Below are 14,836 nucleotides of genomic sequence, written 5' to 3'. Positions count from 1 at the left end.
TCCCCACAGGCTAATTTTCCTCTCGCTCTCGCAGGCAGGTACATTTCCTGCCCGCATTCATACTCAAGTAAGTTACACTACCCGCTGAAATCGTCTTTTGACCGATATATACCCTACATAATTCGAGTTGCAGGCAGGCGGAGACCGAGCGAGTCCCCAGGAGCTTACACTAGTAAGTGACTGGGGTGAGTAAGGGAATCCAACGCACATGCAGCTTGAAGTATGACGGGGATAAAACAACCTGGAGGTTTTAATACATGTTTACCGTCATTCCTATTTTGATCTTTGTTGCACTCATCATCGTCTGGTCAGGCATCAAAATCGTACCTCAGGGATATCAATGGACTGTGGAGCGGTTTGGTCGCTATACCAAAACGCTGATGCCGGGACTTAATCTGGTCGTGCCATTTATGGATCGCATCGGCCGCAAAATTAATATGATGGAACAGGTACTGGATATTCCCTCACAGGAAATCATTTCGAAAGATAACGCCAACGTCACTATCGACGCCGTGTGTTTTATCCAGGTTATCGATCCGGCGCGCGCCGCCTATGAAGTCAGCAATCTGGAACAGGCTATCGTCAACCTGACGATGACCAACATCCGTACCGTACTGGGTTCTATGGAGCTGGACGAAATGCTGTCTCAGCGCGACAGCATCAATACTCGCCTGCTGCATATCGTGGACGAAGCGACCAACCCGTGGGGCATTAAAATCACCCGTATTGAGATCCGCGACGTTCGTCCGCCAGCTGAACTGATTGCCGCGATGAACGCACAGATGAAAGCGGAACGTAACAAACGTGCTGATATTCTGGAAGCTGAAGGGGTGCGTCAGGCCGCGATCCTGAAAGCCGAAGGGGAAAAACAGTCGCAGATCCTGAAAGCCGAAGGTCTGCGTCAGTCCGCATTCCTGGAGGCTGAAGCGCGTGAACGTGCGGCAGAAGCAGAAGCGCAGGCCACCAAAATGGTATCCGAAGCTATTGCAGCAGGAAACATTCAGGCGATTAACTACTTTGTTGCACAGAAATATACCGACGCGCTGCAGCAGATTGGTTCTTCTAATAACAGCAAAGTGATCATGATGCCGCTGGAAGCCAGCAACCTGATGGGAGCCATCGGTGGGATCACAGAACTGATTAAAGATAGTAAAAGCAGCCGAGGTCAATAATGGGCATTGAACTGGTGATGGAAAATGCGCACTGGTTCTGGCTGTCGCTCGGCGGTCTGCTTTTAGCCGCCGAAATGCTGGGCGCCAGTGGCTATTTGCTGTGGAGCGGCTTATCAGCGGTATTGGTTGGGTTACTCACGTGGGTTATGCCGCTGGGCTGGCCATGGCAGGGAACGATTTTTGCCATCCTGACGATCGTCACAGCGCTGCTCTGGTGGTATTGGCTGCGTAAACGGACGCTGTCACGCCCACAGTCAACGCTCAACCAGCGCGGGCAGCAGTTGATCGGCCTGCGCACTACGCTGACCGACCCGGTGACTAACGGTTTCGGCCGGGTAAACATCGGTGACAGCAGCTGGCGTGTGAAATCAGAGCAGGATCTGCCCGCCGGTACACATGTTGAAGTGATTGCTATTGATGGTATCACGCTGCATGTGCGCCCAACGGAGCGCTAACCGCACACACTTTAGGGGAGCCCGTCTCCCCTTTATGACGGCTTACTTTTTGGTAATTTACGCTTCCGACGACTTACTTTTCTGACAACAGCCCGCCAGATTATTGATTATCGGACAGTCCGCTCCGCCGTCACCCGGACACTGTTCGGCCAGCGCCAGCAACTGTTCACGCATCGTTTTTAGCTCTTCGATATGCATCTCGATTTCCTGCACTTTCTGCAAGGTACGCGCTTTTACATCCGCACTTCGCCGCAGCGGATCGTTAAATAACGTAACCAGCTCCCGGCATTCATCCAGATTAAAACCAACCTGACGTGCCTGGCGCAGCAGCGTGAGCTCTTCGACGTGATGATCGTCGTAGCTACGGTAACCATTTTCAGAACGCAGCGGCGTAGTCAGAAGCTCTTTCTCTTCATAGAAGCGAATGGTTTTACTGCTAAGACCGGTTTTTTTCGCGACATCACTGATATTCATGATTTCCCCCTTGACCCTCCCCTTGCTAGAAGGTTTACCTTACCCAATAACTAGTAGAAATCAGATAGCCGGTCAACGTCTTTCACCTCCGGCTGTGATCACGGGAGAAAATTACTATGTCACAAACCGTCGTGTTGTCATTGCAGGGACTGACCTGCGGGCACTGTGTCCAACGTGTTAAAAAAGCACTGGATGCGCTGCCTGCGGTCGAACAAACCAACGTTACACAACAGTACGCCAGCGTCAGCGGCGACGTTGATTCACAAACGTTGATCGACACCATTGAACAGGCTGGCTACGAAGCACAGCTTGCTACTACGCCGGATGTGTCCCTCCAGCTTTCCGGCCTGAGCTGCAATCACTGCGTCGCGGCTACGCGTAAAGTGCTGGAAGTTATTCCCGGCGTTGTGGCGACGGATGTCACTACAGAGCAGGCAACCGTGTATGGCAACGTGGAGGCCACGGTGCTGATTAGTGCCATTGAAGAAGCGGGTTATCACGCCAGCGTGCAGGAGAGTGTTCACCCAAAAACTGAGCCGCTGGCACAGGTAGCGACGACGCCGGAAGCGCTGCCAGCGGCCGAGAGTATTCTTCCGGCAACAACCACATCATCCACCCGCGATGACGACAGCGTGCAGCTCCTGCTTCAGGGCATGAGCTGCGCCAGCTGCGTAAACCGCGTACAGACGGCGCTGCAAAACGTCAGCGGCGTCACGCAAGCGCGGGTCAATCTGGCCGAGCGCAGTGCGTTGGTCAGCGGTCATGCTGAACCGGAAGCGTTGATTGCCGCCGTTGAGCAAGCGGGCTATGGCGCGGAAATCATTCAGGATGAAGAAGCGCGCCGCGCACGCCAGCAGCAAACCTCTCAACAGGCTATCCGCCGTTTCCAATGGCAGGCCGCGTTGGGCTTACTGCTTGGTGTTCCGCTGATGCTGTGGGGCGTACTGGGCGGCAGCATGAGCCTGACGCCGGAAAGCCAAACACCGTGGCTCATCATCGGTATTTTGACGCTGGCGGTGATGGTATTGGCTGGCAGTCATTTTTACCGTAATGCCTGGCGTAGCCTGAGAAACGGTGCCGCAACGATGGATACGCTGGTCGCGCTGGGAACGGGTGCGGCCTGGCTTTACTCCATTACCGTTAATCTGTGGCCGGATCTTTTCCCGATGGCGGCGCGCCATCTTTATTATGAAGCCAGCGCCATGATCATCGGTTTAATCAACCTCGGTCATGCACTGGAACAGCGTGCTCGCCAGCGATCTTCTCGTGCGTTGGAGCGGCTGCTGGATTTGACACCGCCCACCGCCCGCGTCGTGACAGAAGAAGGTGAGAAATCGATTCCGCTGTCCGATGTGCAGGCCGGCATGACGCTGCGCCTGACAACCGGCGATCGTGTTCCTGTCGATGGCGAGATTTTGCAAGGCGAAGTGTGGGTGGATGAAGCCATGCTGACTGGGGAGCCAATTCCGCAAGCCAAAACGGCTGGCGATACGGTGCACGCAGGTACGCTGGTTTCCGACGGTAGCGTTCTCTTCCGGGCGGACGCGATCGGCAACCAAACCACCCTGTCGCGCATTATCCGGCTGGTCAGGCAGGCACAAAGCAGCAAACCCGCTATCGGCCAGTTGGCAGATCGCATCTCTGCCGTGTTTGTTCCCGTCGTCGTGGCTATCGCACTTCTCAGCGGCGCGATCTGGTTCTTCGTTGGGCCGCAGCCGCAGGTGGTCTACACGCTCATTATCGTCACGACCGTCCTGATCATTGCCTGCCCCTGTGCGCTAGGGTTGGCAACGCCGATGTCGATTATTTCCGGCGTCGGACGTGCCGCGGAGTTTGGCGTGCTGGTGCGGGATGCCGATGCTTTACAGCAGGCCAGCAAGCTGGATGTGCTGGTGTTTGACAAAACCGGTACGCTAACCGAGGGGCAACCGCGCGTTGTGGCGGTTCATACCTTCGGTGACGTGACGGAAGCACAGGCGCTGGCCTGGGCGGCTTCGCTGGAACAGGGCTCAAATCACCCGCTGGCAAAAGCGATTCTTGAACGAGCAGAGAATCTGACGCTCACGCCAACCGAGCAGTTCCGTACGCTGCGCGGTCTCGGCGTCAGCGGCAAGATCGGCGATGCCAATCTGCTGCTGGGGAATCCGGCACTACTCAAACAGCATCAGGTCGATATCACCGAAGGTGAAGCCCTGATCAACGAGCAGGCTCAGCGCGGGATCACGCCAGTATTGCTTGCGGCGAATGGTCGCATCATCGCGGTGTTGTCTATCCGCGATCCGCTGCGCGCGGATAGCGTCAGCGCCTTGCAGCGTCTGCACCGGCAGGGCTATCAGCTCGTCATGCTAACGGGAGACAACCCGCTCACGGCGAAGAGCATCGCGAAAGAAGCAGGTATCGACCAGGTGATTGCCGGGGTGCTGCCCGACGGAAAAGCGGAGGCCATCAAAAAGCTACAGGCTCAAGGCAAACGCGTGGCGATGATTGGTGACGGCATCAACGATGCGCCAGCGCTGGCGCAGGCCGATGTCGGCATTGCGATGGGAGGCGGCAGCGATATTGCGATTGAAACCGCCGCCATCACGCTGATGCGCCACAGCCTGCACGGCGTCGCCGATGCGCTAGCGCTCTCCAATGCCACGCTGCGCAATATGAAGCAGAACCTGCTGGGCGCGTTTATCTATAACTCGTTGGGGATCCCGATTGCCGCGGGCGTGCTTTACCCGCTGACAGGCGCGCTACTCAGCCCGGTGGTAGCCGGTGCCGCCATGGCGCTCTCCTCCATCACGGTTGTCAGCAACGCCAACCGCCTGCTGCGCTTTAAACCTAAAAGTGAGTAATACAAACGCGGCGCGTCTCAACAGCGCGCCGCGTTTGGCCTTTCCGAAAATCGTCGCGGTTTTTATCGCCTGCAACCAGACCTATCTAACCAGGCTCACTCCAGCTCATGGCGTGCAGCTTCCGCCAAAAAGTGGCTGCGATCGCGATAAGTACCCGGCTGCTCTCGCACGCGATTATCAATACGCTGTATCAACGTATCAGGAAGTGAAATGTTCAATCGCTGTGGCTTTCCTTCAAAAGCCGATAGATCCACATCCAGCACAAACCAACTATCATAGTCCGCAAAATCAGGCATCGCCGCATAGATCAGATGCCCAGCATCATTAAGTCGCTTAATGTCCAGATTTCCGCGACTCACCGCTTCATCAATAAGGGCTAAAATCGCTTCCCGCGCCATGCGTGCGATATCCTGCTGGCTGTCAGCCGCAGAGAAACAGCCGTAATCATCAGTACACAATGCCGGAACGATCAGCCCATATGCCGTAGCATCATCTTTTGGCGTTTCCACACCGACTGAAAAAAACATATTGCCTCCGAAAAGGCGGGGATTAGATCCCCGCCATTTTTTGATGGATTTGACAGTTCCAAGTGGTAAATCCTTTTTGGGATGCGGCACCGGAAACGTTTTTCCAGTAATGGGTGACCACCATATTTGGTGGCTTCCGCCATTATGCCGTTTGCACTCACAACCTGCCGCTGCCAGTTCCTTTATCAGGTCAGTTGATTTCATATATCCTCCTAACCTGATTTTATTATACACACCAATACACACCAATACACACCAATACACACCAATACACACCATCAATATTTTACATGCAGGGAAAATCGATAATGAACGATCAGCCAAACACTGAGGCTTCAGTGCCCTTAGGATTGGTATACCTTGTATTGTTCCGCATCTAGCGTTTAGCATAGTTATTCCCACATCAGGAGACGGAATCAATGGGGCAACTGCTGCGTAGAATCGCGACTTTTCTTGGCTTTATTTCACCGCTGGCTTATGCCTACCCGGCGATAGACGTTCAGCTTACCAATGAACGACAGCTGCATCTGGTCGGCAGTATTCATATGGGCAGTCAGGATATGGCACCGCTACCCGATACGCTGCTGCAACAGCTCCGTCAGGCAACCGCCCTCATCGTCGAAGCCGATATCTCTGATGCGCATTCCCCCTTCGGCCACAGTGACGCCGATCCGCCGCTCGTGCAGCGCCTCAGCTCAGAAAATTACCGCCAGCTGCAAAAAATCTGCGAATCGCTCTCTTTCGATGAGAGCAATATCAATACGCTTCCGGCCTGGCAGGCCGCGCTGATGCTGCAAGCAAGACAGGCGCAGTTACTGGGCTTACGCCCCGACTACGGCATCGATTATCAGTTGATTAACGCGGCGAAATCTCACGGTATTCAGGTTATCGAACTGGAAGGGCAGCAGACGCAGGTTGATTTGTTACAGCAACTACCACAGGGCGGTCTGCTGCTACTGGAAGATACAATTAAACACTGGCACACCAACGCACGTCTGCTGCAAACGATGGTAGGTTGGTGGCTAGACAGCAGGCCCGGCCAATATAAGCCGGATATCCCTGCGACATTCAGTAATGAAATGACCGACCTGCTGATGGGTCAACGTAACCGTCGTTGGCAACAGCAACTTCAGGCGCTACCGCCCGGAAACTACGTTGTGGCCGTCGGCGCACTGCATCTGTATGGCGATGAGAATTTACCTACTCTGCTCAACAACGGTCATTCCGCAACGCAGTAAAAGAACACATTATGGCGCGCAACCGCGTCTGCAAGATAAGACCCGCTCAAGGGTTAAGGATAGTGAAATCATGACACCCGCAGTCAATCTGCTCGAAAAGAATAAGATCGCTTTTACGTTACACAGCTACCACCACGACAGCGACGAAACCAACTTTGGCGAGGAAGCGGCCAGAAAACTGGGACTGAATCAAGAACAGGTTTATAAAACACTGCTCGTTTCCCTGAATGGTGATGCGAAGAACCTCGCCGTAGCCGTCACGCCGGTCTCAGGAATGCTGGACCTCAAGAAAGTTGCTCGCGCGCTGTCGGCCAAAAAAGCCGATATGGCCGATCCGATTATCGCTCAGCGTGTCACAGGTTATCTGGTAGGAGGAATCAGCCCGCTTGGGCAAAAGAAGCTGCTGCCGACCGTAATTGATGAACCGGCACGTCAGTTCGAGACCATTTTCATTTCCGGCGGTAAACGCGGTTTGGATATTGAGCTATCGGCAGACGATCTGGCGCGACTGCTGCGCGCCACCTTTGCCGATATCGCCAAGCATGATTAATGCTTGCTATTAAAAGAATTCAACCTGTCGGGCGATGTGCCTAAAAGTGAAGCAGGTAGCAGAGGACTCCACGGCCAGTGTGCCCCCCCGCTACCGCTTCATAACCCATTACTGATCGACTTTTGCCCCTTTATCCAACTGCATCACCGGGCCTTCTTTCACATTCACCGTCAGGCCTTTGGTTTGCAGTTCCGCATTCCTTACGCGAATCCCTTTATCTGCATCAATGCGCACGTTATCAAAGTGGAAACCACTGAGCGGGGCTTCCGGCACGCCGATGATATATGCCGCCGCCTTGGTCTTACCGGTCGACTCCAGATTCTCAATCGTTACATTACTGAAATGCGGCGTTTTGTATTGATCAAACGGCTGCTCTGGATCGGTATCCGGTGGATAAATCTGCTCGCCCATCGTGAAGCCGCCTTCGGCCAGCATCTTATCAACCTCAGCCTGCACTATCGGCGCGGCTTTATAGTAGCCAGCAAAGACCAGCGGGATTTCGACATCCACCATTTTGGTATTACGGTAGGTGATGTTTTTCACTTCGCCGCCTTTACCACGCAGGGTTTTAATGCGGATACCGTACATGGAACCTTCGAACTGATTATTTTCGACCAGCACGTTATTCACGCCACCGGAGGTTTCACTGCCGATAGAGATACCGCGCCCCTGCTTCAGGATGTTATTGGCGATATAAATGTTATCGACAACGCCATTCGGGAAGCGGCTATCCGGCTTCTCGGCTTTTATCGCGATATGGTCGTCATTACAGTCGATATAGTTGTTGGTGATACGGATGTTCTGGCTGTCGATCGGGTCGATAGCGTCGGTATTTGGCGCATGCCACGGCGACAGAATTCGCGTGCCATTGACATCCACATCATGTGAATAGCGCATCACAACGTGGAAGCTTGGAGAATGCGTGAGCGTGACGCCGTCCACCAGCACGTTACTGGAGCTTTTGATATAAATCAGGCGTGGACGATCGGTGCCGCCTTTCTTGCCCGTTGCGCGAATATTCGCACGCCAGCGTTCCCACCAGACGGCACCCTGCCCATCAATGGTACCCTGACCGGTGATAGCCACGTTCTGCGCATCGGCAATGCTGATAAAAGGAAGCCAGCCATTTTCTGCTTCAGCGTACTTGGTTTTTTCCGTCGCGCGATACGCGGCTTCTTCGGTTGAAGCAACAATGGTCGCATCTTTCGCTAAATCCAGCCTGATGTTACTTTTCAGGAACAGCGGGTCGACCAGATAGTTACCGCGAGGAACGTGTACCGTTCCGCCGCCGGCCGCAGCACAGTCATCAATCGCTTTCTGGAAAGCCTGGGTATTCAGTGCGATCTGTAAGCGGTGGCCTTCGGCCCCGTATTGCGTTACGTCACAGATTTTATCGGGGAATTTCACTGCACTGGCCGCTTGTGCGGAGCCCGCTTGAATACCCAATGTGATGCAGGAAGCCATTAATGACAGGGCAAGACCACTACGCATACTTAACCTCACTAAAAAATGAAATATCGTTTTAATAAAGTAACACTCTCATTCAATTAAAAAGCGAGAAGCGATCACGTTTTAGATGTATTCGTAATAATTACAATAAGGTATGAATTTTTCTGTGCAATTGCCCTATTCACATTTTGCCGATCGCCATAGGGTGAATGCGGTTCTGTCAGATAGTGAGCAACGTAAGCGGGATAAGGAGTGGTGCTGGTCAGAGCGACCAGCACAGGTAAGATGAGTAATGCTATGCCGTCAGGCGAGCAAAAGCGTCACGGATTTCCTGTTCAGGTAAATCCACACCGATAAACACCAGAACGCTCTTTCTTTCTTCATCAGGCTGCCATTCTCTGTCCCAGTCAGCGCTATACAAGCGCTGAACGCCCTGAAACAGCAGGCGGCGGTCATCACCATTGATGGCCAGAATACCTTTATAACGCAGCAGATTATCGGAGAATTGCAGCAGCAGGTTTTCCATCACATCGGAAACAGACTGAAGCTCAACCGCCTTATCGAGATACACAACGATCGACTGGACGTTGTTCTGCGTGGGGGCAATAAAACGAAATACTGGCGTTTTCACGTCCAGTTTGTCACTGAGCACATTATCGCCGAGAACAAAGCCGTCGATGTTAAACAGTACGCTCAGATCGATATCGCCATGCACCACCGGATAGATCGGCGCACGCGCATTAATGCGCTGAAGACGCGGTAGCAGCGTTTCGTCTTCGGTTGCCACGTCGGTTTTGGTTAACAGTATGCGGTCGGCATAGCCAATCTGCGACTGGGCGATGGTGAACTGATCGAGCTGTTGCTGCGCATGTACTGCATCCACCAGCGTGATAATCCCATCCAGAACAAAGCGTTCACAGATAACGTCACGCGAGAAGAAGGTCTGCGCCACCGGCCCCGGATCGGCCATACCGGTGCATTCAATGATGACATGATCAAAATCCAACGTGCCGTTATCCACGCCGTCGATCAGATCGAGCAGCGCATCGGCCAGTTCATTGGACTGTGTGCAGCAGATGCAACCGTTGCTCAGGGTCGTAATCTGACTGGCACGTTCGCCGATTAACGTATTATCAATCGGCACTTCGCCGAATTCGTTTTCAATCACGGCGATTTTGTAGCCGTGATCGGCATTCAGGATATGTCGTAATAAGGTGGTTTTTCCCGCGCCGAGAAAACCGGTCAGAATAGTGACATACACGGGGGCTGCCACATCAGAGGATAAAGGTTGAGTCATAACAGGTTCCAAGTCGTTAACAGCAGCGCATCCCGCCTTTGCCATCTCCGCCGTAACGCGCCTGCTGGCGTTCGCGGAAAAATTCTTCATACGTCATCACAGGTTTATCCGGGTGGTTGGTCTGCATATGCTGCACATAGGTGTCATAGTCTGGCATACCGACCAGCATACGCGCCGCCTGGCCCAAATATTTTCCTGCTTTTCCCAGATTGCCAAACATCATTACCTCCAGACCATCGCCTGCGATAGCGGCTAGATAAAAAATACCCTGTATAACGTTATACATTATACAGGGTATCTGTACCCGTCATCTTTCACATTCAGCCTTGCTAGCTGTCTCGCAAAATCTGACGGGTGCGAGTGACTTAGTGGCCGGAAGAGACTTTCACTCCACCTTCAGGAACCGGTACATACGGCGTTTCCTGATCGGTACGTTCAGCCACTTTACGGGCGGCCAGTGCCTCTTTAATACCATACGCAATAATGCTGTACACCACGATCAGGAACAGAATGCTCAGACCGGCGTTGGTATAGTTGTTGGTCACGATATGGTTCATGTTCGCAATCTGCTGCGCGCTCAGGTCAGCACCGCCTTCCGCAATTTTGCCCTTGAACATGTTCGCCATATAGAAGAAGCCTTCCAACTGCGGGTTGTCGCTGAACAGTTTCAGACCCAGAGCCCAGGTCGTACAGATCAGCAGCCAAATCGCCGGAAGCAGCGTTACCCAGATGTACTGTGTCCGTTTCATCTTAATCAGAATCACCGTACCCAGAATCAGCGCTACGGCAGCCAGCATCTGGTTAGAGATACCGAACAACGGCCACAGGCTCTTCACGCCGCCCAGCGGATCGACCACGCCTTGATACAGCAGGTAACCCCACAGGCCGACACAGCCCGCCGTACCGATGATGCCTGCGATCAGAGAGTCGGTTTTCTTCAGGAACGGAACGAAGTTACCCAACAGATCCTGCAACATGAAGCGGCCAGCACGTGTGCCTGCATCCAACGCGGTCAGAATGAACAGCGCTTCAAACAGAATACCGAAGTGATACCAGAAGCCCATGTCGGCACCAGGAATGATCTGGTGGAACACGTGTGCGATACCAACAGCCAGCGTTGGTGCACCGCCTGCACGGTTCAGAACGGAAGGTTCACCGATATCTTTCGCCGTTTGCAGAATCTGCTCTGGAGAAATTACGAAGCCCCAGGAGCTAACGGTCGCCGCCGCGTGGGCGGATACGTCCTGCAACTGCGCCAGGATCATCGGCGCATCCGCCGTGCCCAGTCGGTGCAGATCCGGCATCGTAATACCCAGCGCCGCTGGCGGGGTGTTCATCGCGAAGTACAGACCGGGTTCGATAATAGATGCCGCAACCAGCGCCATCACCGCAACGAACGATTCCATCAGCATGGCGCCGTAGCCGATGAAGCGAGCATCGTTTTCGTTAGCCAGCAGTTTCGGTGTGGTACCGGACGCAATCAGCGCGTGGAAGCCAGATACGGCGCCACAGGCGATAGTAATAAACAGGAACGGGAACAGCGTACCTTTCCAGACCGGGCCGGTGCCATCGACAAACTGCGTTACCGCTGGCATTTTCAGATCCGGATTCAGGATCACGATACCAATCGCCAGACCGACGATGACACCAATTTTCAGGAAGGTTGCCAGATAGTCACGCGGAGCCAGAATCAACCATACTGGCAGCAGTGCGGACACGAAAGCATAGCCAATCAGCGTATAGGTAATCGTCGTATCTTTGAAGGTCAGCGCCGGGCCCCAGTACGGGTCATGTGCAACCACGCCGCCGAACCAGATCGCCAAGACCAGCAGCACGATACCCATCACTGAGACTTCACCGACTTTACCCGGACGGATAAAGCGCATGTAAATGCCCATAAACAGCGCGATCGGCACCGTTGAACAAACGGTAAAGACGCCCCATGGACTTTCTGCCAGTGCTTTCACCACAATCAGCGCCAGTACGGCAAGAATAATGATCATGATCAGGAAGCAGCCGAACAGCGCAATCGTACCCGGTACAGGGCCCAGCTCTTTCTTAACGATTTCGCCTAGCGACGCGCCATTACGGCGGGTTGAAATAAACAGAACCATGAAGTCCTGTACTGCACCTGCCAGCACTACCCCTGCCAGCAGCCATAAGGTGCCCGGCAAGTAACCGACCTGCGCGGCCAGTACCGGCCCAACCAGCGGGCCTGCACCAGCGATAGCGGCAAAGTGGTGCCCGAACAGGACGTTACGGTTCGTCGGCACATAGTTAAGACCGTCGTTATTAACAACGGCAGGAGTTGCTCTGGTCGGATCCAACTTCATGACTTTCTGTGCGATATACAGGCTGTAGTATCGATAGGCCACGAGGTAAACGGCGACAGAAGCAACAATAATCCATAATGCACTGACATGCTCACCGCGACGTAGTGCGACTACGCCGAGGCAGGCAGCCCCGATGATTCCAAGAATCATCCAGGGGATGTGTTTAAGAATGGAACTGCTCTTCATAAGACATCCTTCAATTAAAAATTACAATCGTTTGATTTTGTTAGCTGTGGAAAAAGAAACCCTGGTAAGACGTTGCGCGATAACGCAGGCCATCGCGTATTTTGGATAAAGGAAAATCGTGGCGGCACATTACGTCATCGCGTACGCGCGTGGGGCGGGTATTTGGGTAGGCGGCAGAATAGCGAGTTAAGCGGTTAGAATGACGCGCTAAGTGGCAGGGATAAATGGGTCGGAGAAGAAAAGGCCGCGAAGTTCGCGGCCAGTAGCACGTTGAATGTGGTGCGCGATTACGGAACCTGATACGCCAGTTTGTAATTGCCTGCCGTCGCAGTGCGGAATGTCACGCTATCGGTACGCCAGCGGATCTCCACTTCCGCAGGGGACTGCACTTTCCAGTTGGACTCGTCGTTAACATTCAGCACCAGTCGGTCAATCGTCGCAGCGTCTGTCGCTGGATCGGTGATATCAAGCGCGAACGCAAAGGCAAGTGAGTCCGGCACGCCGTTATTGGATGAAAACAGCTGCGTCCACTGGGCCGCCGTAATGGAACCGAGTTCAGTTGGCGTCATACCGTCTGCAATCAACGCCGTTGCCCCCGCCGTATCGGCTGACAGCGCACCAACATCAACCCACGCCCCGTTCCGCAAGACATGCCAATTCACTAAATCCCGCGTCACGGCGACACGCACTTTACCATTACCTGTCTGTGTGGCTGCTAGCGTTGCGGAATTAATCTGTGACCATACTGCGGACGTCAGTGATTTTTGAATTGCTATTTGTGAGTAAGGTGCGTATTTCACTGGCACATTCAGCTGAGATGTGGACACAATAGATATCGGTAATTTTCCAACCAGCTGTGATGCCATGATTTTCCCGCTATCGGAAAATCCATTAAATGGTTTTAATTCAGCCGGAAATAACATACCGTTACTCGCCGTAAAATATTCTCCTGTTCCTGTTTTTATCAGAACACTATCATTAGCTGAAAGTAATTTCAGGTCTCCAATTTGGACAAAGTTACCACTACCATTGCTATCGGTTATATTAAGCCTAAAGTAAATATACGCTTCACTTTTGGGGAATGACCACTCTCGCAGCTGTTGATTACCATTTCGACTATCATTAACTACTGAATATATTTCATCCCAAATTACCCCATCATTACTCCCTTGTAATAGAAATGACTTTGGTGATGCCAAGTCATTGGCATACGGGGTATTCATGTTGGTTATTCGTAACCCATCAGTCTTGGTTGGATTCGGGCATTTCACCTGTATCCATTGGGGAAATTCTGATGTTGGTTTTTTTGATGACCACCACGCATCAAGATTGTTTATTGTTGTGCCATTCATAGCCTTATATGCTGGTGAGTTTTCATTTAATTGACTACTGGATGCAGCACTAAACCCTTCGTAATCATTTGCAGACATTGTAGGGATAATATTACTTTTAACATCAGGTAGCTCGATCGAGATAAATCTCCCATCCGCGCGAACTGGCGATGAATAAAACTCACCGTCTTTTTCCAGCTGTACCGATACACCGGTGTAAAGATGTAGTAGATCACCAAACATAACCGCATTCGTCGCGTTATAACTTTGTTCACTCGACGTATTAAAATCATCAACAACGTAAGTCTGATTCGCCGTACCGACTTCTTCTTTCAGCGCATACGCCGCGAGATTAAATGTATTTTGTGGGCTAATGCTGAACACATGATTTTGCCCTGCCGTTGCGCCCTGGCGATCGGCAACGATATAGCCCGAATCGCCTGCGCCAGAACCGCCTACCGCGCTGATGATGGTTTTCTCATTCGCCGGGTTATAATTCAGCGTTACGCCTACTCCGGCCTCCAGTGAGGAATGAATAAGCTGCTTCGTTTTTGGCGTGTAGTCAGTGATATCCGCCGTAGTATGAGTATGTCCTACGGCCGCAACGCCCATTTGTGCTGGCGTTGGTGAAACATCACCGCTACCCAGCAGCGATTGACCAAAGACAGTGCGGATAGTGGAGCCAGAGAGTAATGCATCCTGCTTTGCATTCCAGGCCGTTTTTTCATCCGGCGAGGCAAATTTTCTGGTAGCCGTTTCAGTAATCTGATCGGCCGTATAGTCGCCAGCTTGTGCGGTTACGATGCCGGTACGCCCGAATACGGAGGTAACGCCGGAAACGCCAGGCTCTTGCCCACCGCTATGATCTGAATGGCAGCAGGTATGAGGATGAACGGTATAGGTTGATTTGCCTGTGCTGTCACAAACATTAATTTCAATATTGATATCTTTCATGGTATTGATGACTCCATTAATCAAGGGAAT

Annotated in this window: 12 protein-coding genes and 1 pseudogene; 5 read left to right on the top strand and 8 right to left on the bottom strand. The window is 52.7% G+C overall.

The window, feature by feature from the left end:
• Positions 1-257: 257 nt before the first annotated feature.
• Complete coding sequence (locus R9X49_RS01750) at positions 258-1,172, top strand: SPFH domain-containing protein (RefSeq protein WP_319846971.1); 915 nt, start codon at positions 258-260, stop codon at positions 1,170-1,172.
• Positions 1,172-1,627: an NfeD family protein gene (locus R9X49_RS01745; RefSeq protein ID WP_319846970.1), complete on the top strand. Its 456-nt coding sequence runs from the start codon at positions 1,172-1,174 to the stop codon at positions 1,625-1,627. The genes R9X49_RS01750 and R9X49_RS01745 overlap by 1 nt, the downstream gene beginning before the upstream one ends.
• Before the next feature lie 57 nt (positions 1,628-1,684).
• Here the strand turns inward: R9X49_RS01745 and cueR are convergent, their stop codons facing one another.
• A complete protein-coding gene (gene cueR, locus R9X49_RS01740) occupies positions 1,685-2,101 on the bottom strand; it encodes a Cu(I)-responsive transcriptional regulator (protein ID WP_319846969.1) in 417 nt (138 codons plus the stop codon).
• Between the two features lie 116 nt (positions 2,102-2,217).
• Here cueR and copA point away from each other — a divergent pair, with 116 nt between their 5' ends.
• Entirely contained in the window at positions 2,218-4,941 is a 2,724-nt protein-coding gene (gene copA / locus R9X49_RS01735) for a copper-exporting P-type ATPase CopA (RefSeq protein WP_319846968.1), read from the top strand.
• Between the two features lie 95 nt (positions 4,942-5,036).
• Here the strand turns inward: copA and R9X49_RS01730 are convergent, their stop codons facing one another.
• Together R9X49_RS01730 and R9X49_RS01725 are read right to left on the bottom strand one after the other, a co-directional pair.
• Positions 5,037-5,468, bottom strand: coding sequence for a type II toxin-antitoxin system HicB family antitoxin (locus R9X49_RS01730; RefSeq protein ID WP_180742286.1), 432 nt, complete (start codon positions 5,466-5,468; stop codon positions 5,037-5,039).
• Positions 5,469-5,495: 27 nt separating this feature from the next.
• A pseudogene (locus tag R9X49_RS01725) lies at positions 5,496-5,672 on the bottom strand (type II toxin-antitoxin system HicA family toxin); the annotation flags it as partial.
• Positions 5,673-5,887: 215 nt separating this feature from the next.
• Between R9X49_RS01725 and R9X49_RS01720 the strand changes: the two are divergent.
• Both R9X49_RS01720 and ybaK read left to right on the top strand, forming a co-directional pair.
• Positions 5,888-6,706: a TraB/GumN family protein gene (locus R9X49_RS01720; protein ID WP_319846967.1), complete on the top strand. Its 819-nt coding sequence runs from the start codon at positions 5,888-5,890 to the stop codon at positions 6,704-6,706.
• 70 nt (positions 6,707-6,776) lie between these two features.
• A complete protein-coding gene (gene ybaK, locus R9X49_RS01715) occupies positions 6,777-7,256 on the top strand; it encodes a Cys-tRNA(Pro)/Cys-tRNA(Cys) deacylase YbaK (RefSeq protein WP_319846966.1) in 480 nt (159 codons plus the stop codon).
• A gap of 108 nt (positions 7,257-7,364) precedes the next feature.
• On the opposite strand, the gene R9X49_RS01710 is transcribed toward ybaK, so the two are convergent.
• The 5 genes from R9X49_RS01710 to R9X49_RS01690 form a co-directional block, all read right to left on the bottom strand.
• Positions 7,365-8,747, bottom strand: coding sequence for a glycoside hydrolase family 28 protein (locus R9X49_RS01710; protein ID WP_319846965.1), 1,383 nt, complete (start codon positions 8,745-8,747; stop codon positions 7,365-7,367).
• Between the two features lie 253 nt (positions 8,748-9,000).
• Positions 9,001-10,002, bottom strand: coding sequence for a GTPase (gene yjiA / locus R9X49_RS01705; protein ID WP_319846964.1), 1,002 nt, complete (start codon positions 10,000-10,002; stop codon positions 9,001-9,003).
• Between the two features lie 16 nt (positions 10,003-10,018).
• Complete coding sequence (locus tag R9X49_RS01700; RefSeq protein ID WP_039353071.1) at positions 10,019-10,222, bottom strand: YbdD/YjiX family protein; 204 nt, start codon at positions 10,220-10,222, stop codon at positions 10,019-10,021.
• A 145-nt stretch (positions 10,223-10,367) separates the two neighbouring features.
• Complete coding sequence (locus R9X49_RS01695) at positions 10,368-12,521, bottom strand: carbon starvation CstA family protein (RefSeq protein WP_271874106.1); 2,154 nt, start codon at positions 12,519-12,521, stop codon at positions 10,368-10,370.
• Between the two features lie 287 nt (positions 12,522-12,808).
• A complete protein-coding gene (locus R9X49_RS01690) occupies positions 12,809-14,806 on the bottom strand; it encodes a discoidin domain-containing protein (RefSeq protein WP_319846963.1) in 1,998 nt (665 codons plus the stop codon).
• Between the last annotated feature and the right edge of the window lie 30 nt (positions 14,807-14,836).

It is taken from the genome of Pectobacterium carotovorum (genome assembly GCF_033898505.1).
Lineage (GTDB): Bacteria > Pseudomonadota > Gammaproteobacteria > Enterobacterales > Enterobacteriaceae > Pectobacterium > Pectobacterium carotovorum_J.
The sequence above is the reverse complement of the archived record's forward strand: the minus strand, read 5'-3'. Positions and strand labels throughout refer to the sequence as shown.